Raw genomic sequence first — 18,473 nt, 5'->3', positions numbered from 1 at the left:
TTATTCGTGCAACTCCAGCGGCAGTCCATCTGGGTCGTGGAAGAAAGTCATCTTCTTGCCGGTATAATCGTCAACCCGAATCGGCTCACATTCAATGCCTACCTCCGCCAGTTCATTCACTGTCTGCTCCACGCTCTCAACGCAGAACGCAAGATGGCGTAGACCACAGGCCTCTGGACGGTTTACACGCTTCGGAGGATTTTCCTCAGCGAAAATCTCCAGCTCCGTGTATTCATTGACACGCAGATCCAGCTTCCAGTCCTTACGCTCTGGGCGATAGTTTTCTCTGATGACAGAGAATCCCAGCTTGTTCACATAGAAATCCTTAGCTGCTTCATAGTCAGATACGATGATTGCAATATGATGTATTTTTGATAAATTCATTTTATGTCACGCTCCATTTCTTTTATTTCCGTTATAAACTATATAGCGACCTTCAAAAAAACCGTGTGAACTTCTGGAGTTCAGTTTGTCCACACGGCCGATCTTATTTCAGTTTTTCGAGGATTTCATCCGCACTCATGCCGCTAGCCAGCAGTTTCCTCAGCACAGCCTCTGCCTCGGTCTTCTTAGCTTCTTCAGCAGCCTTAGCATCTGCCTTTGCCTTCTTCGCTTCCAGGGATGCCAATTCTTTTTCGGCCTTCTTCAGAGCAGTCTTCTTCTCTTTCAGATCAACCTTCAAAGTGTCAATGTTGGCAGTGATGGATGCGATCTCAGTATTTAGGGACGCAACAGTCTCCTGCTTCTCTGCGATCTGAGATGCGTAGTCTTTGGTGATATTGATTTTGGGACGGTTTTTGCTGCCTTTCGTTCTGGGCATTGGTGATAACCTCTTTTCTATATATTATGATATTTTTAGAATGGTACAGCAGTATTATGATTCAACCAATACTCATGATATTTCGGAATATTGTTAGTAATATAACCTTCACCTTGAATAAAAACTGCAACTTTTTTGCTATACAATAATATATTCTTAGAACAAGCTTTTGATTAGTGTCTCCTTTTTATTTTTGTAAGAACCCACTCCTTTGCCATCTTAAATTTCAAGGTTCTAAAATATGCAAACCAAAGTAAAATATTGGGGAGAAAGCAACAAACGATTCCTCTTATAAACAAATTCGCCACAGTGTATTCACCTATAAAAGTCGTAACTTTAAACGTAACTATCACTGAGATTATTGTAACTACAGCATAACCCAAATTATCAATAAAATATTTGGAAATTTTTTCATCTGTAAAATAATGTTTAAATAGGACTTGTGCTCCGAATCCAAAATTAATTAAAATCAATGGAATAATTGTGGCAAGCACAATACCATAAACACCCCAAATCCGCACCAAAAGATAATTCAATACGATATTTGCAATTGTCTCACATATTGCACGGGATCTATTTTCCCACCATAATCCAGCTGCGGATGTATATGTGGTTCTAATATCACACATTTTTAGAGCATAAAAATAGATTGAGAAAAGAACTGGAGCCAGGAGTGGTAAGGTTAATTTTTCACCAACCCACAAAACCATAAAATTTTGGTAAAGGCAAAAAAGAGTAACTGTTGCCCAACTTGAAATCCACATGTATATAAAATTAAACACAGTAAAATCGTTATAATTCTTCTTTTTCGATTCTGCAGCAATACTATTACCAATACCACCTATCATTGCACTTGTGATTACGTTCATCACTCCAACGATCGCATTTACTATATAATAGTAATTATTGTAAATAGTAGTCATCGTCAGGCTAATAAAAGCTGAAACAAAAATACTATCAAACGAATTTCGTGTCATGAAACACAGCTTCGAAACCATCAAACCGGATACTTGCTTTTTAATTTCCCTTTTGTCCTTTGATGTTACCTTTCCCTCACATTTAAGCTGTGGAAACTTCTTGCCTACAATTCTTGCATTGAGAATATTATTTATAATCGTCAAAACCAGCATTGTTGCAACATAAAAATAATACACATAAATGCTTTTCCAAACTATCAAAAGAATTAACTGAATAACATTTGTCAATCCTGTTGTTATCGTATCATTCAACGATATGTAATCATTTCTTTGAAATGCCTCAAGAACTGATTTTTTATACGCCATAAACCAATAACTAGAAACAGTATTAAACAGGTACATGGCAAACAATATATAAATATTGAGTTCATCCGGACATTCTCCATTAATTAATCTCGGCAGAAATGGCATTAAAACCACTCCACCAATTAAGACAACGGTTCCAATTACCCGATAAATTGACCGATAGTAATTTAGAAGTGCGCAAATTTTTGCTTGCTGATTTTTGGCGATAGGCTCATACATGCTAAAAACAACAGCGCTACTAAACCCTAACTCCGCCACACTTAATACAGATAAGATTGAACTAAATAGACTGTTCAAGCCTAAGTATTCTGCTCCAAGACTGTATATAAATGCCGTTCTAACTAAAAAAGGTAAAAGTAGAACAATAATCTTATTTATAAATCCCATCACCATATTTCTTGCTGCGTTTTTTGTTCGATTTATTTTCACCTTTTATACTCCTTAATATGGAAACTTACTATACTCTCCCCTAGATTTCACTATTCAATTATTTGCTTCAAAAAATCATATGACTCTTTACGTTTCATATTTATAACAGAATTAATTTTTTCGTAATTCCATTCATATCCTAGCATTTCTTCTATTGTTACACCTTCCTTGTTAAACAAATCATACAAACCAAGTTCTCTTAGAAAGCTTCCTGCCTTGTCCATAATAAAATTTGTCTTAAAGAAGGCAAATCTTTTCTTAAAAATCAACGAAAACGTTAATCCATGATATGTCGTTGTAGCAATAGTAGTCGCATTTTTAAATAAAGCAATCCACTCAAGCGGGGAAAGCTGGTATTGTTTTAGAAGGATTTCGCACCATTCATAATTGTCATTATTACAATCGAGGCAAATCAACTTCAAATCATGTGACTGCGCATACTCTATTATCTGATCAATTGCTCTTTTACTGAAATCCTGACCATATACAATCATATAATCCTTGTAATCAATTTCTGGAATTGCTTTGTCTTCATTAAAATTCCAAAGCCATGTCGGATCTAAAACAATTGTCGGCCGCTCTCCGGTTATTTCCTCGACAATATCCGCTGAGTTTTCATCTCTTACTGATATCTTTTTCATTTTCTTAATACCGTCGATAACATACTGAGGGTATTTGCTATTTCTTTTTATTGTACCAAAGCTAGCTGCATACGCACTAATATTAGTTGCCTTAATATTGTTTCCAAACAAATAAGAATCATGATCAAATAAATCAAATGAATAATCCCAGACAATATCGCTTCCCAAAATCACAGTATTGAATTCAGTATTGCTTAAGTCATTCGACGACAAATTTTCGGTATGCGGAATCACTTTATATGCATCTAAAAAATTTTTCTTTCTTAGGTTATACGGCGAATTTTTATTAAGATAAGAAGGTAATTTTCTATAAAAACTTCTTCCAAAAACACCTACTGGTGGTAATTTTGCGTAATAGCTATTATAGTGTTTCTTGTTTAAATAAGCTATTTGGCGAACATCTCTTTGTTCATCTATTGCTGCTATTGCTTTTTGCAGCGCATAGGCCTGAGCAAAAGTTCCATAATTAGGAACATTCCAAAATGTTAATATGCCGACATCATATTTCATTCTTCATTTCCTTCCTCTCTTTTATCTATCTCTATTTGGCTCATCTCTCTAGCACATCGCTCATAGTATACAGCTCTACATTATTTAAGTAGCACGGTAATATGAACAGCATATACATTTGCGGATATTGGTATACTTCTGTTATGCTAATTACACAAAAAATAAACAAACATATTGTTGCTACTTGTCCCATTCTTTTATTATCACAACTTCTACATCCCCAAAATGCCATAACAATTGCCGCAATATATGCTACCAAACCAATAATTCCAGACATTAAACCAATCTGCAGAAATTGGTTATGGCAGTGCGTTGCACCTCTCCAAATAAAACCGCTTTCTGTTCGACCAAGTAATCCAATCACAGCATCTGTATAGAGAATTCCATAGCCTAGCAAGGGTTTATTTCCAATTGCTTTAATAGAATTATCCCATATTTCCAATCGATTTGTAAAAGTCATATCTTTTCCTAGCATTCCTACAATAATAGGTTCTAGGAAATCTGAATTTCGTAGATAAACGATCGAAACGAACAATACTATTGCCACAATTAAACATCTAAATGGGGTCATAACCTTACGAATAATTGGAATTACCAACCACAATAAAAAAATAAGAACTCCTACCAAACCCGTTGATGATCCTTTTATAAATTGGGTAACAATGGTTGCGCAAATAAGAAAACAACTTCTTTTTTTATCTCCTGTAAGTTCACAATAGAGTGTTGCTATTAAAAATGCCGGTATCGCCCATACTACAAAGTAATGATCAGAGCCCAAAAACCATTCCTGCGTTTTCCCATAAGCAGATATAGTTCTTGTAAAAAATCCATCTGGCTTCACTATCACTGTAACCAGATTTATATATGTACATAACTCTAAATGTAGCATCGTGCTTTTAATCAGCAAAAGCATTCGTCCTTTTTCAGCACAATAATTAATAAAAATTGCAGCATACACTATTAAGATTGCATTGTCTACTGCATTTCTCATACTTCCAGAATTAATAGCAGTACTAATAAAAATAATTATTTCTAATAAAATCATGCACTGCGTTACCAAATGAATTTTTATTTTATTCTTTATGGTTTCCAACAATACATATACAAAAGTGACTATGGAAAGGATCGAATAAAATGAACTCGTAACCGGAAAGAAATCCATTGATAGTGGTTTAAATAATGGAAGTGTTAATGCAAAAAATAGAGCACTGTCTTTTCTTATTTTCATACTATACCTTATCACTTCCTAAACTCCTAACTACTCTTGCTGGCGCACCAACCGCAACACTTTCGGCTGGCACATCATGAGTTACTACTGAATTGGCTCCAATTATCGCACCATCACCAATCGACACTCCTGGCATAATGCAAACATTTGTACCTGTCCATACATTTTTCCCTATGTTTACTGGTCCTTTACTATACAATTCTCTATTGTTAGGCAGAATCCTTAGCTCTTCAACACTTTCATTCTTTCCGTGGCTATTATCAGTAATAAACGTTCCTCTGCCCAATAAAGTCCCATCTCCGATTGTCACTTTATTCGCACATGTGATTACACAATTACTTGTGACCGTCACTTTATCTCCAATAATTAGGTTCGGCCTCTGACTTCTTTTTCTCCCATTATAGCTTTCCCAAGCCCACAAAGAAATATTGTCACCGCCGACAAAATTATTTCCTATAGTGATATCTTCTGGCCCTACAATTGAAAAATTTAACCCAATTTTGCAATTTTCTCCTACTGATTTGAATTTTCTCTTCATCTGAGCCCATTCAACGATTTTTATAATTCTACTAGGATGAAAAATATATTTTAATACTCCCATACTCACCTGTCCCTTTCAGGATTAAAATATTAATTCAACAACACTGTATAAAAAGTTCTCTCGTTTTTAGATAACTCTATATTCCACGCAAGTTTCTGTGGAAGTTTTCCAATTTCAGTCATACATGCTTCGTTATACGGATAATTTCCCACTTTAGAAAGCAAAAACATATCACCGTCACACTTTTGACTCTTCATCAATACATCATCATCTACGCCATTAATTTTGCAAGTCATAAATGCAGCATCAATGAAGAAATATAATGTGTAAGTGCCATATTTTTTATAGTATTCTCTAAAAATTGCATCCATTGTTCTTACAAACAAGCCATTCTTTTTCGATGCAATAAAAAATCCAGACCAGGAACAAGCAACCCCCTTATAGTTTAAAAATTCTCTACTACTTGCAAATTCAAGTGTATTAAATGACTGATTCTCTCCAAGTCTCCCAATCAAATCGTAGTTATTCACAAAAAAGATAGTTGCATCAATCCACATGCCACCGTTATTCTTTAACAGATTAAATCTAAGAATATCTGAAAAAGTCTGTACTGATATTTTTCCGGCTTCAAACCCTTCTAGCACCATCGGATCAATATCTGTATAATTTTTATAGTTATCTTTTGAAATCCGTATTACATTAAAACCACTATAATTGTCTTCAACCGACTTTATGCATTTTTTCACAACACTTGGTGCCTTTTCAAACCCGTCCCACCAGAACACAAAAATATTCTGCTCTACAGTTTCCTGTTCAGGCTTTAACTTCAAGTCACTTATAATCGAAGAAATCCTAGAATCCATCTCTGGCATTAGTGCATTTATATCTGTGAATGCTGTTCTACGTTGCTTTCTGAATTTAGCCAAATATATTCCCTTTTTTAATCCAACACGGTTGCAGTCTCGAATAAACGTCTTTGATTCTCTTGCATAATTGCGGATATTTTTCAGTCCAGTCACACAATTATTCATTGCGAAGAGGTACATGGACGAAAACGGACAGTACAATCTCATTGCAAGCGATACCTTTTGCCTTGAACTTGATGTCGTGTGGAAAATATACTTTAAAGCTGCTGCATATACGTCATCATTTTTCAAAGTTCTATACAGTTTCCTAAATTTATCAAGGTTATTATTTAAGCCGGTATAAAGAGATTCAATCAGGAAGAAATATAATACCAATGCGTTATTAACTTTTCCTCCGTTATCCGTTAATATCTCCGCATATGTTGTATACGCTTTATTTGCTTTTTTCAAATACCCACTGATGTCTTTGCTTTTCATCATCGAGTTCTGATTTCCAATATTGTAGTAATACGAATTAACGCCTTGAATGCTTTTTCCCTTTTTACTTTGCATCAACACCAAGAAAGTGAAAATCGTATCCTCTCCTAATGTTATCCCCTTACATTGTTCAAATGTCTCTATCGCCGTTTTTACCGTCTCAGCCTTATACAACTTATTCCACCGTGCAAAGAAAACTTGTTGTGAAACTCTTCCGCTCTTCTCAGAGTACAAATAAGTATCTCTCAATTCCCTAAGGGCGTTACCTTCATAGACAACCGTATTGCTAATAAAATACGGTTTTAAGCTACCGCAGTTATCATAATAAAATCCACTGGCCAGAAAATCATAATCTTGGTCTAGTTCATCTATAAATCGAGAAATAAAATCTTTTCCTACACGATCATCTGGATCCAAGAAAGCGATATAGCGTCCACGCGATGCTTGAATTCCTGCAATAGTTGCATCGACCAAACCCCCATTTTTTTTATCAATGCAACATATTCTTTTATCGACTTTACTGTAGTTTTCAATAATCTTCTTGCTGCTATCTGTCGATCCATCATTAACAAGTATAATTTCGATATTTTTGTATGACTGCTCCATCAAACAGGGAATACTCGTGTGTAAATACCTTTCCTGATTATATATGGGAACAACTATTGACACTAAGACATCCTTCATTTCACTTTCTCCTCCTGTTTGTAGCGTAATCATTTTACTTTAAAGTTTTATTTAATGTTCTAATTTTCCCTTTTCCGTACTTCAAATCGGGTTCCATGTAAGCACCTTCGCCCCATTCGTTCCAAGAGTTTAAAAATACAATCCGATGCTCCGGTGCTTTATTTTCAACACACTCAACCGCTTTTTTTGCTGCCTTTTCAAAGGTTTCCGGTGTGTTGTTGTAATAAATAATTGCTTTTCTTCCAGACCTTGGAGAACGATCCCAACCTGCAAGAAGTTGCGGATAAACATCATCTCTTCTATCAGACGGAGAATAGAAATTATCAATAATTTTGCTGTAATCAAATTTATCTAACAACGCTCCCGGAAATAGTTTTCTAACTACCGCAAAGCATACTTTTCTAAACTTACCACCAGTTTTTAATTCTGCATATTTCTGATCTGTAGTACCGACTGCATCAAAGCCTAAGGCTTTAACTTCCGAAATATTCTCATCGACTGCTTTATCGATATTTTTAATGTTATCTTTCGTAATAGTTGGCATTGAATCAATTATTCCAACAAAATGGAATCCCGGCAGTCCATTTTCCTTTGCGAGACGATTCCACAAATCCATAAATCGTTTCGGTTCCGGCATTGCTCTCGGTACAAGGATAGAAAACAGCAACTTACCATCAACCTTAATGTAGCGTTTATCTTTAAATGCAGCTAATAGTCGATAAAAATGTTTTATATCATCTTCTTCTCCCGGAAATTCCTGTTTAAAAATCATTGTATCCTTTGCAATAGAAGAGCCCTTTTCCCATGTTTTCGTTGTCCAGTCATGGAGTGCCCAGCCTAAGCAAAACGGGAAATCAGGCTCTCCACTCTTCACTACTTCATCAAAAGGCATTTGAAGAACTTCTTTTCCATTGCCAAACCAATAATGCCAATAGCAAAAACCCTCAATACCGGCTTCCTTCGCCAGTTCAGCCTGCGCTTTTCTCACCTGAGGTAATCTCAAATCATAAAATCCCAAGTCTGCAGGAATTCTGGGCTGATAGTGTCCTTTAAATAAAGGCTTTGCCTTAGCCACATTCGTCCACTCGGTGAATCCCTTTCCCCAGTATTTATCATTTTCAGCCACTGGGTGATATTGCGGCAGATACAATGCAATCACTCGTGCTTTTTTCGTGCTTTCCATTTTAATCTCCTTTAGTAAGCCGCACACAAGCACGGCATTTTTATTTAACGTTTTCCCACTGCTGTGTCTCAGAATTGTATCTTTTTATTACTTTTGCTGGAATTCCAGCGACTACACAAAAGGCAGGCACTTCTTTAGTAACCACCGAATTGGCTCCGATAACACAATGCTTTCCGATGTGTACATCACCAATTATTGCTACGTGGGTTCCAATCCAACTTCCATTTCCAATTTTTAATTCTTCATGACCATTCTTATTGATATGTACTTCTTTTTGGTTCATAATAGGCATATTAGGATTCTCAAAGGTATGGGTATAAGAACAAATAAAGTTGTCTGGGCCCAAAAGGACATTATCTTCTATAATTACATTTCCAGCAATTCGATTTCTTGTGCCAATGTCACAATTATCTCCCACTTCAAATACTTCACTTGCGAACAAATCACAATAGGGCCTTACCGATACATTCTTTCCAAATTTAATATTTGCACCATTGGCGAAATGAACTTCTTTCCCAATGTATACCCCCTCCCGATAGCTAACACTATTTTTCATGCAGTGTAGCCATCCAAAAAAATGCTTTATATGAGCTTTTATATTCATATCTGTCTTTCCTTCCTCAAAAGCTTGTTCGGGTACAAGAAAACTCCGTTCACTTCGCTTTCTTCATAATCCACGCAACTATAATCTAGCCTACAAAGCTAATTCCAAGTCTCAGTACTGCATGAAACACAGCATTTTCGATCACCCACTATCAGGGCAGAACTATATTTCAATAATACTTTAACTGAAACTCCAGTGACTACGTAATAATCGAAGATATACCCAGTTGCTTTTCTATCCAGTGATTTATTCTGTTAATGCCCAGTCTTTCCAAGAATATAGTAGCCATTTTGTATAGTCAAATCTTTCAAAGCAACCATAATACTCTTTTTCTATTTTATCTAAGCCTTCATCCGACTCTATATATTCTTTCACTACATAACAAGCTTCTACAAATGCTATCTTTCTCGCACGACTATCCTGTCCCCTTGTTCTCCACATAAGGTACTGTCCCATCTCATGAAGAATACTTTTCTTTAAAACAAGATTATTATCCAATCCAAGCTTCGTATTTTCTTCTAAAATATGTTTAAATAGATAGAGATGATCATAGCACTTGTTGTTTTTCCCATTCCATAAAATTTTACTTGCATTTTCTTTATGTTTTCGTTTGACATAAAGCACATCTGAAATACTCACAAATCTCTCTGCACACCGATATAAAAGATTTCGTGCTATCATATCTTCATACCAGTATTTTTCTGGAAAACGAACTTTCTTTAGAATATCTCTGTTATAAAACCCACCCCAAATCATTCCTGAGTATTGCAGGATTGTACTATCTTTTTTTCCATTAATAATAGTGTCTGGTATTAAGTATTCACTCAGAATCTCCTGATTATCAACAACTTTATGAGAGCATTTTACAACATCCGCATTCCTTTTAACTGCTATACTAATAAGTCTTTCAATATATGAGGGTTCTACCCAATCATCCTGATCAACAAAACCTATATAGGTTGAATTTGCAATTTGTATTCCCTTATTTCTTGCACATGATATGCCTGCATTTTCCTGATGATAAACATACACTTTATCAGGATACTTTTCTGCAATTTTTGTTAAGCGTTGCAAAGTATCGTCTTTCGATCCATCGTCTACGCAAATAATTGTATAAGAAAATCTTGTATTCTGGTTTATTAAAGAATATAAGCAATCCTCTATATATTTCTGTTTTGCACAATAAAATGGAATAACTATACTAACATCCACACTTTTAAGCACCAGTTCATCGTGAAAGGTATCCTCTGTATAAATAGGATGATCTTTTGAAAATGAATATAATAATTCAAGATTCGACTTTCTACCGGGAACTTTTATATGTCTGTTTGGAACCAATGCAGACATCGCACTTGCTCCTACATATATACCTTTTTTAATGATTTTCCTTTTATTCATTACTTCGTCTCCATCTGCTGTGCAATATCAGCATCCACGATTTCTTCGCCGGTCTTATGCTTCAACTGCTCCTTGCTCGCCTCACTCAGACCGTTGTTGATCACACAGTTCATATCGCAGGTGCTGCACTTATCCAGCTCCTCTTTGGTAACTTTGCCATCGCGGTAGTCACGGCAGATCTTCAGCTCGTACATGCTGTACGGATGCTTGGTGAACAGAGCCTTGAACTTGTGAACCAGAACCCAGGTAGCAGGCTTCCAAATGTACTTGTGCATAGCAGGACTTACACTACCGATCATCCAGCAGTCACGGTCGCAGCAACGTACCTTTGCACGAACTTTCTCTGCTTCCGGGCTGTTCCACAGCTCATCCCAGGTCTGATTGTTCAGGTTGCCCATGACCTCTTTGTCCTTGGTACCGTTGCACGGCATAACATCGCCATACGGATCGATGAAGAAGGTATCAAAGCTCATGTCGCAAGGCAGCAGACGCTTCTGGCCATAGATGTAGTTGATCAGGCCGTGGTTGAAGTACGCGCGGAACCACTTCTTCGGGCTATTGCTACGGAGCAGTTCATTGACCAGGTTCTCGAAATTCTTTGCAACCATCGGACGGTCGTGAATGATGTTCTTAGCCTCAACGAAGTAGAAGCTGTTGTGCAGAGAAGCAGTTGCAAACTCCATACCCATCTCGTCAGAGATCTTGTACAGAGGTACCAGATCAGGAGCATTCTTGTCCTGAACGGTCATACCGAAACCAACGTCCTTCATGCCCATTTCACGCAGCTTCTTCAGCGTGCCGTAACCACGCTGGTAGCCATTCTGCAGGCCACGAATCTCATTGTTGGTCTGCTCCAGGCCCTCGATTGAGATACGAATACCGATCTGCGGGAACTCCTTGCACAGGTCAACGATACGGTCAGTGAAGAAACCGTTCGTGGAAATAACGATACGGTCAGACTTCTTGTACAGCTCACGCACGATATCCTTCAGGTCAGTGCGGATGAACGGCTCACCACCGGTGATGTTGGTAAAATACATCTTCGGCAGCTTCTTGATGGTTTCAATGCTGATTTCCTCTTCCGGCTTGGAAGGTGCCTTATAACGGTTGCACATGGAGCAACGAGCGTTGCAACGATAAGTAACAATGACCGTACCATTTAACTTCTTTTCTTCAGACATGATTAACTCTCCTATTGTTTACTCTCTCTTTTAAGAATGTTTCGATTTTATTTAAGAACCACTTATCACATACCGAGAACACAACCGAGCCGCAGATGACTGCAACAGCTGTGAAGATATATGCCAGCAGACCAATTTTTCAAATATAAGTGTTACCGGTGTTCCGCAAGCATCCCCCACAGTGTTTCGGCATACTTTTTCTCAGAGCACTCGCTCTCAAGGAAATCCTTAAACTTTGCCGCACTAGCATCAGCTTCTTCTCTATGCTGCAAGTAATACTGGATTGTATTTTTCCAGTCTTCAATATCTCTGCCACACAAAGCACCTCTGCCATCGGCGAAATACTCCTGTGTAGTTACCGTATCCGACGTAATTGCCATCTTTCCATTGGCGGCCGCCTGGTAAAAAGCAATCAATCCAGCCGGTGCCTCCGTATCCAACGGCGTAACTACCAACTGTGACTGACACATAAACTCAAGGAATTCCTGCTCAGGAATATCCGACTTCACCGCCATATTTTTGCCGAAGTTCTCTTTGTACTCTTCAAACTTATCCTTCGGCATAACACAGTTGAATGTCACTTCTGGCATCACCTGTGCAATTTGAATCAAGAAATCCCAGTCACGACCATTTCGGCCACCACAAAATACAGTATTTGAATTAACTTTACCTTTATAGTCAATACTATAACCGTCGCGATAAATGTCATGCAACAATGTGTACTGTTTCTGGATTCCAAGCATTTCATTCAGATGCTCACCGTACTTCTTAGAGGTTACAGTCGCCTGAACCTTTTTTGATTTCAGCATTAGTTTGTATAAAAACTTTGCAAATTTATTTTTAAACGACTTTTTATCCTTCAATAATACATTTATAATTATCACATTTCGGCTCTTTCGGAGTAAAAAACACATCCACCAAAATACAACTCCAATAAAGTCATACCAAAAAATCACTAAATCATCTTGATTGGTTTGACGCAGTATTTCCTTGCACGCATTAAATATATCCTTTTTTGAATTACATTTTTGAGAAGGGGCTATTACTTCAATCTTTCTAGTTCTATCGTTTCTTAAAAAATCCAAGTTTCTCTTTTCGAATGGATTTTCTACAAACATATAAACCATCGGCCTGTCCTCCTCTCTTACTGATACACCTTCATAATTTTCTCGTAATACTCATCGATGGTATCGAAGCTGATGTCCTTACAGTTCGCACTGTACTCCGCACACAGCTTCTTATCACCCCAGAGCTTCTCGATCTTCTTCTTCAGATCTTCGGCATTACCGCTCTCAAACAACTCGCCGGTCTTGCCAACCTGAATCAGTTCCGGGATGCCGCCGATGTTCGCTCCCAGTACCGGCGTGCCGTACATCTGGGATTCCATCACGGAGAATGGGCAGTTCTCATACCACTCAGAAGGGTAAATGGAGAACCGTGCCTCACGGATCAGCTTCTCCAGTGCCTCGCCTTTCTGGAAGCCAACGTTCTTGATGTTCTTAATACCATTTACTGTCTCTTCCAACGGACCAGTGCCGGCGAAGATGAACTGCACATCCGGCAGCTCCTTACAGACCTTGATGAGTGTGCCGATGCCCTTCTCCTCAGAGAAGCGGCCGAAGTAGAGGACGTAATCCTTCTTCGGAGTCTCTTTCCACTCCACCTTGTCGATGAAGTTATGCATTGCCACAGTCTTTGTCGCAAACAGCAGGTTGCTGTCCATCTTGCTCTTCATGAACTCGGAGCAACAGATCATGGTGTCAATGTACTTATAGGTACCTTTCCACTTCCAGAACTCAGCCTCCATCATGCCGATGACAGATTTCGCCGTGGAACCGTGGATGCACTTGCCTTTCATGCAGTTCACGAAATGGCCACCGAGGCACTTCTCACAGTTCTGGTGGGTGTTCGGATTGTTCAGCATGTGGTTCGGGCAGACCAGCTGGTAGTCATGTGCCGTGAAGATGATCTTACAATCCCTTCCGGTCTCCTTGCGCCACTTCACGATTTCCAGAATGATGGAAGGTGTCAGCTGGTAGTTAAAATTGTTCAGGTGACAGACATCCGGCTTGAAGTCGTCCAGAACTTTCCGCAGCTGCACTCTTGCTTCCTTGCTGTAGATGGTCTTGATCGGGTAGGTCAGCTTGCTCAGTTTGCTACCACCGTGGAAATCCATATCTGATGTATAAGCATTGACCCGGTTGCCCACGCAGCGACCTTCATGCTCCATACCAAAGTACTGAACCTCGTGTCCGTGCTGCTCCAGTGCCTCACCCAATTTGAATATATACGTCTCACTTCCGCCGTTTCGGTGCAGAAATTTATTCAAAATCAGCGTCCTCACGTTAAATTTCTCCTTATTTTATGTTCTATTTCACTACCTCTGTTCAGATGAAGCACTTCCAATGTGTTGTTCATAAACCAGAGTGCTCCATACAAACGCAGGTAGTGATACTGAAAGTTCTTATGATAAAATCATCTGCTGTTACTGAACCTAGGTAGTGAGATAAAAACTGCACTCGCAGCTCTATCCATTTCTCAAAAAGTTCCGTAAATACGCTATTTTTTAGACGTTTTCACTATGTACATCTCACTACCTGCGTTCGGTTAGAGGAGATTATTAATCATCAATACTTTCATTTATACAACTCCATTGTCTTCTCTACGACATCATCCCAACTATATTTATGACAGATGAAATCAGCAGCATTCTCTTTATATGTATGTACAACATCTTCATGGCTTAACAGCCATGCAAGCTTTTCTTTAAGATCACTTACATCACTCTTCTTAAAAGTCACTGCCTTATCTTCAACAACTTCTGCACATTCAGGAATATCTGAAGTCAAACAACAGTTTCCATAACTCATTGCTTCCAGTAACGAAAGAGACATGCCTTCTAAATCAGAAGGTAATGTATAGATGAATGCATTACTATACAATTCATCTAATAACTGACCTTGTACAAATCCAGTAAAGATAATTCTATCATCACCTTTTGCTGATTCTTTTAATTCATTAGCAAATGCATCTGTATCACTAGATCCACCAGCAATGACTAATTTCTTATCTGTATGGATATTCTTGTATGCTTCAATTAAATAACGAATACCCTTTTCTGGAACTAATCGACCAAGAAATAGGATATAGGAATCTTTTTCTAATCCCCATTGTTGAATCAAATCAGCATCTTTGATTTCTGGTCGATTCACACCATTTGGAATGAAATGTGTCTGTCTATTGTATTGCGATAAGAAATACTCTTGTACACCTTTACTCAATACAATGATTTCATCCGAATACTTGACCGCATTTCTTTCTCCTTGACGAATAAATTTAGATCCAAATCCTGATTTCCATTTTTCTCTCTGCCAGTCAAGTCCATGAATTGTCACGATCACTTTTTTACCAAGAACTTTTGGCAGCCATGCAAAAAAAGCTGGACCTTCGGCATGAATATGAACAACATCATATTTTCCAAATGCTGCAAGCCAGGAAGCAAAGAATGAAGAACTCACTGCGGCTAGTCCCTTTTTATCAATTGTTGGAACAGACTTCTGTACAATTCCATCATATGCATTGTTACTGTCAAACTTCGCACCACTCACATGATGACCACCACGATTCAAGCAAGTCACTTGATTGCCAAGCTTCTCCATTCTTGTACAAAGTTCTTTCACGACAATTTCAACGCCACCCTCACGAGATAGACGTTTTTGTCCAAACATTACAATATTCACAATTTTCACCCCTAGAAAACAATATAAAAAACCTCTTTGTATCAACGATCAAGTTGTTCAAAGAGGTTAATTATAGTAGTTCATAAGAATCAATTACATTGATCCTTTCTTGTTTAATACGACACCAAATGTCTTGAGTAGAATCTTGATATCTAAACCAGGATTCCAGTTTTCAATGTATTCTTTATCTAAACGTACAACTTCTTCAAAATCAGTAATATCACTTCTACCAGAGATTTGCCACATGCCTGTAATTCCAGGTTTAATTGCTAATCTAGCAAAATGATGTAAGTCATATAGCTTTGTTTCATCAACGGTAGGAGGTCTTGTACCTACAAGAGACATATCACCTTTTAATACGTTAAAGAATTGAGGGAATTCATCCAAGGATGTTTTACGAATGAATTCACCAATACCTGTTTTATGCGTTCCATCAGGTAGAATCTTGTTTCCAATGATTCTTGGATCAAAATCCATCTTGAACATTCTTCCATCACTTACCTTGTTTTGATCCATGAGATCTTTCTTCCGCTCTTCAGCATCAAGATACATGGATCTAAACTTATACATTTTGAATTGCTTGCCATTCTGACCAACTCGCGTCTGAGAAAAGAAGATTGGACCAGGAGAAGCAATATAGATACAAGGTGCAACAAAGATAAATATAATAACTGTTGCTAGACATCCAACAATACCAGCCAGGATATCCATACATCTTTTGATACATAACTGTAATGTAGATGCATAGTTAATAGTTAATGTAAGAACTGGATACGAAGCAATCTTTTCAACGATTTGTTTCTTGCCATCAACTTTAGAAAATGGCAAGAGATTCAAATGCACCGTAACACCAGTTTCTAAAAGTTCGTTCAGTAATTCAGAATCAATTGGTGCAGTACGTGGTGTAACGATCAATACTTCATCCACCCAGTTCTGACCAACAATACCAGCAACATCATCAGCATTTGCGGTAATTTCTTCACCTTCTCTGATTTCACCAGTCATATCTTGATCAATGACTGCTACACCACAGATAGAATACTTTGAAAAAGAGTTTCTTTTTACTTTATCAATCACTTCATCACATACATCATGATTCGTGATAATAAATAAGTGCAAAGCATCTTCATTTTCATGTTTCATTACATACTTTTTTAATGCAAGTCGCACAAGAAAAGTGATAAAGACATAATAAAAAAATGTACTGAAATATACTATTCTAGAAAATTTTGCTGAAACTTTTATAAAAAACAAGAAGAACAATCCAACAGATAACAGCGCCATTGTATGTTTTAGTGTTTTAGTAAATTCAACATAAATTCCACGTTTCAATACATTTTTAAATGTTGTTGATAAAACCGCAATAAAGAAATCAGCTAATGTTAATACAAATATAACAGTACGATATAATCTTGATCCATAAGGATTCATGCCCTGCCATAATAGACATGCTAATACATAAGAAAGATTCAAGCATAGAATATCAACAATAATGAAATCCGTATGCTTGATCCATGATAATGAATCTTTTCTGTACATTCCAAAAACTAATACCGTATGAGCGACGATATTTTTCCCTTTTTTTAATGTTACAAAATTATATGTATGTTTTTCACATATACGATATTTTTGAACATGCTGCACGTAATGCACATTATAGATAAAACTATTGATTTTTAGCATATTTATGCAGATTTCTGATATTTTTTTATACAAATAAATGAATTTTTTGCTTTAATTTCAGCAAAAGATTGCAATGTTTCAAAATCTGAGAAAACTGTTTTATTTTGTGTAAACCCTTTCATAAAAGGAAGAGCAAAAAATTTGTTTTTTACAATTTTTTTAGAGGAATATCATAGGAACGTTTCATTACATTTGAGATAGAACTTCATTTTACCTCTAATGTTTTACCACAAATAATTTGATAGTCAATCAAATTACTTAATGTTAGATTCATTTTCCTTTTCACATCGCACTGTTACTCTACTTGCACCACCATATGTACATGTAAACAATGTTAAAGGCCACTGTCCACTTGTCATATCATCTACTTCTCCAGGCTGCAGTATTTCAATTCCAGCAACTTCATATGAAAATTCATTTCCAACAGCATCAGTAAATGTAATGATATCTCCTTTCTCTAGTTGAGATAGCTTTTTAAAGTGTGCTTTCGAGTTATGTGCAGCAATCACCATATTATCTAGATATACACTGCCTGTATATCTACATGGTGCTTTCTTTAATAACGCATAGCTCCATGTACTAAGTACAGGCATCAGTTCTTTATTTGGAAACAGGAGAAGTATCAATTCATCATCAGATAATGATCCAGTTGCTCAGGAGTAAGATTTACAGATTTAGCAGCAGTAATAATCCGAGAAATTGTGTTTCTCGATTTTTTTGACCGTTCTGCAATCTGGCGAATACTTACTCCATCGAAATGAAGTTTAATAATTGTCTTATTGTCATACATAAAAAAGCACCTCCAATCATAAGACATTGTGGATATGGATTCACAAAATAATCTTATAATATGAAGGTGGCTCTGTTACCGGAATAAAAAAATGGCTCTCTCTACGGAATGGGTGGCTCTCAAAACCGGACAAAGTGGCTCTGGAGGAGTGGGATATTCATCTTTACCAATCAATGCATCTGCTGTCAGAGTAGCAGCATACGTAATAACAATTCGATATTCTTCTTTTTATTTTCTGTATAGTTTATTTGTTTACAAATAAGGAACAAAAAAAGGATATTCAATGAATGGATATTATTCATTGTTATATGGTATATATAAATTAGCTCATCCAGCTGAGTCAAATCTATATACATCTCCTTTCTCTTCCGGCTTAGTATCGGCCCGGAAACCGAGTAGAATTGAGATTGTGAAT

At 37.1% G+C, this 18,473-nt stretch carries 17 protein-coding genes; all 17 read right to left on the bottom strand.

What is annotated here, in order from left to right; translation table 11 throughout:
- On the bottom strand, positions 1-384 hold the full coding sequence (gene gloA2, locus ACTND6_RS04605; protein ID WP_195479403.1) for an SMU1112c/YaeR family gloxylase I-like metalloprotein: 384 nt from the start codon (positions 382-384) through the stop codon (positions 1-3).
- A gap of 103 nt (positions 385-487) precedes the next feature.
- Positions 488-820 carry a hypothetical protein gene (locus ACTND6_RS04600; RefSeq protein WP_441022419.1) on the bottom strand — a complete coding sequence of 111 codons (333 nt, stop codon included), beginning with the start codon at positions 818-820 and terminating at the stop codon, positions 488-490.
- A gap of 173 nt (positions 821-993) precedes the next feature.
- Entirely contained in the window at positions 994-2,532 is a 1,539-nt protein-coding gene (locus ACTND6_RS04595) for a lipopolysaccharide biosynthesis protein (RefSeq protein ID WP_441022421.1), read from the bottom strand.
- Between the two features lie 50 nt (positions 2,533-2,582).
- Entirely contained in the window at positions 2,583-3,683 is a 1,101-nt protein-coding gene (locus ACTND6_RS04590) for a polysaccharide pyruvyl transferase family protein (protein WP_249233236.1), read from the bottom strand.
- A gap of 40 nt (positions 3,684-3,723) precedes the next feature.
- Entirely contained in the window at positions 3,724-4,911 is a 1,188-nt protein-coding gene (locus ACTND6_RS04585; protein ID WP_441022423.1) for an O-antigen ligase family protein, read from the bottom strand.
- A 1-nt stretch (position 4,912) separates the two neighbouring features.
- Positions 4,913-5,512, bottom strand: a complete 600-nt coding sequence (locus tag ACTND6_RS04580) for an acyltransferase (RefSeq protein WP_441022425.1) — start codon at positions 5,510-5,512, stop codon at positions 4,913-4,915.
- Between the two features lie 29 nt (positions 5,513-5,541).
- A complete protein-coding gene (locus ACTND6_RS04575; protein ID WP_441022427.1) occupies positions 5,542-7,479 on the bottom strand; it encodes a capsular polysaccharide synthesis protein in 1,938 nt (645 codons plus the stop codon).
- Positions 7,480-7,513: 34 nt separating this feature from the next.
- Positions 7,514-8,662 (bottom strand): glycoside hydrolase family 99-like domain-containing protein, encoded by a 1,149-nt coding sequence (locus ACTND6_RS04570; RefSeq protein ID WP_441022429.1) that lies wholly within the window; start codon positions 8,660-8,662, stop codon positions 7,514-7,516.
- Between the two features lie 40 nt (positions 8,663-8,702).
- Positions 8,703-9,266 (bottom strand): acyltransferase, encoded by a 564-nt coding sequence (locus tag ACTND6_RS04565; RefSeq protein WP_441022431.1) that lies wholly within the window; start codon positions 9,264-9,266, stop codon positions 8,703-8,705.
- Between the two features lie 246 nt (positions 9,267-9,512).
- Positions 9,513-10,664 carry a glycosyltransferase family 2 protein gene (locus ACTND6_RS04560; protein ID WP_441022433.1) on the bottom strand — a complete coding sequence of 384 codons (1,152 nt, stop codon included), beginning with the start codon at positions 10,662-10,664 and terminating at the stop codon, positions 9,513-9,515.
- Entirely contained in the window at positions 10,664-11,845 is a 1,182-nt protein-coding gene (locus tag ACTND6_RS04555) for a radical SAM protein (RefSeq protein WP_055260470.1), read from the bottom strand. Before ACTND6_RS04555 ends, ACTND6_RS04560 begins: the two co-directional genes overlap by 1 nt.
- A 152-nt stretch (positions 11,846-11,997) precedes the next feature.
- On the bottom strand, positions 11,998-12,972 hold the full coding sequence (locus tag ACTND6_RS04550) for a glycosyltransferase (protein ID WP_441022435.1): 975 nt from the start codon (positions 12,970-12,972) through the stop codon (positions 11,998-12,000).
- 17 nt (positions 12,973-12,989) lie between these two features.
- Complete coding sequence (locus ACTND6_RS04545) at positions 12,990-14,189, bottom strand: glycosyltransferase (protein ID WP_441022437.1); 1,200 nt, start codon at positions 14,187-14,189, stop codon at positions 12,990-12,992.
- A gap of 292 nt (positions 14,190-14,481) precedes the next feature.
- Positions 14,482-15,585: a glycosyltransferase family 4 protein gene (locus ACTND6_RS04540; RefSeq protein ID WP_441022439.1), complete on the bottom strand. Its 1,104-nt coding sequence runs from the start codon at positions 15,583-15,585 to the stop codon at positions 14,482-14,484.
- Positions 15,586-15,678: 93 nt separating this feature from the next.
- Positions 15,679-17,124: a sugar transferase gene (locus tag ACTND6_RS04535; RefSeq protein WP_441022441.1), complete on the bottom strand. Its 1,446-nt coding sequence runs from the start codon at positions 17,122-17,124 to the stop codon at positions 15,679-15,681.
- A 398-nt stretch (positions 17,125-17,522) separates the two neighbouring features.
- The gene (locus ACTND6_RS04530) at positions 17,523-17,861 is read right to left on the bottom strand and encodes a sortase (protein ID WP_441022443.1); all 339 of its coding nucleotides are present in this window, start codon (positions 17,859-17,861) and stop codon (positions 17,523-17,525) included.
- Positions 17,862-17,890: 29 nt separating this feature from the next.
- Positions 17,891-18,058, bottom strand: a complete 168-nt coding sequence (locus ACTND6_RS04525; RefSeq protein WP_441022445.1) for a helix-turn-helix domain-containing protein — start codon at positions 18,056-18,058, stop codon at positions 17,891-17,893.
- Positions 18,059-18,473 lie beyond the last annotated feature (415 nt).

The organism is Bulleidia sp. HCP3S3_C9 (genome assembly GCF_052064035.1).
Lineage (GTDB): Bacteria > Bacillota_I > Bacilli_A > Erysipelotrichales > Erysipelotrichaceae > Bulleidia.
This window is presented reverse-complemented; position numbering and strand designations above follow the sequence as displayed.

What these genes read in the sequence shown, in the direction of transcription:
- gloA2 (WP_195479403.1), bottom strand. Translation starts at nt 384, where the DNA reads ATGAATTTATCAAAAATACATCATATTGCAATCATCGTATCTGACTAT.
- ACTND6_RS04600 (WP_441022419.1), bottom strand. Translation starts at nt 820, where the DNA reads ATGCCCAGAACGAAAGGCAGCAAAAACCGTCCCAAAATCAATATCACC.
- ACTND6_RS04590 (WP_249233236.1), bottom strand. Translation starts at nt 3,683, where the DNA reads ATGAAATATGATGTCGGCATATTAACATTTTGGAATGTTCCTAATTAT.
- ACTND6_RS04585 (WP_441022423.1), bottom strand. Translation starts at nt 4,911, where the DNA reads ATGAAAATAAGAAAAGACAGTGCTCTATTTTTTGCATTAACACTTCCA.
- ACTND6_RS04580 (WP_441022425.1), bottom strand. Translation starts at nt 5,512, where the DNA reads ATGGGAGTATTAAAATATATTTTTCATCCTAGTAGAATTATAAAAATC.
- ACTND6_RS04575 (WP_441022427.1), bottom strand. Translation starts at nt 7,479, where the DNA reads ATGAAGGATGTCTTAGTGTCAATAGTTGTTCCCATATATAATCAGGAA.
- ACTND6_RS04570 (WP_441022429.1), bottom strand. Translation starts at nt 8,662, where the DNA reads ATGGAAAGCACGAAAAAAGCACGAGTGATTGCATTGTATCTGCCGCAA.
- ACTND6_RS04565 (WP_441022431.1), bottom strand. Translation starts at nt 9,266, where the DNA reads ATGAATATAAAAGCTCATATAAAGCATTTTTTTGGATGGCTACACTGC.
- ACTND6_RS04560 (WP_441022433.1), bottom strand. Translation starts at nt 10,664, where the DNA reads ATGAATAAAAGGAAAATCATTAAAAAAGGTATATATGTAGGAGCAAGT.
- ACTND6_RS04555 (WP_055260470.1), bottom strand. Translation starts at nt 11,845, where the DNA reads ATGTCTGAAGAAAAGAAGTTAAATGGTACGGTCATTGTTACTTATCGT.
- ACTND6_RS04550 (WP_441022435.1), bottom strand. Translation starts at nt 12,972, where the DNA reads ATGGTTTATATGTTTGTAGAAAATCCATTCGAAAAGAGAAACTTGGAT.
- ACTND6_RS04535 (WP_441022441.1), bottom strand. Translation starts at nt 17,124, where the DNA reads ATGTACAGAAAAGATTCATTATCATGGATCAAGCATACGGATTTCATT.
- ACTND6_RS04530 (WP_441022443.1), bottom strand. Translation starts at nt 17,861, where the DNA reads ATGCCTGTACTTAGTACATGGAGCTATGCGTTATTAAAGAAAGCACCA.
- ACTND6_RS04525 (WP_441022445.1), bottom strand. Translation starts at nt 18,058, where the DNA reads ATGTATGACAATAAGACAATTATTAAACTTCATTTCGATGGAGTAAGT.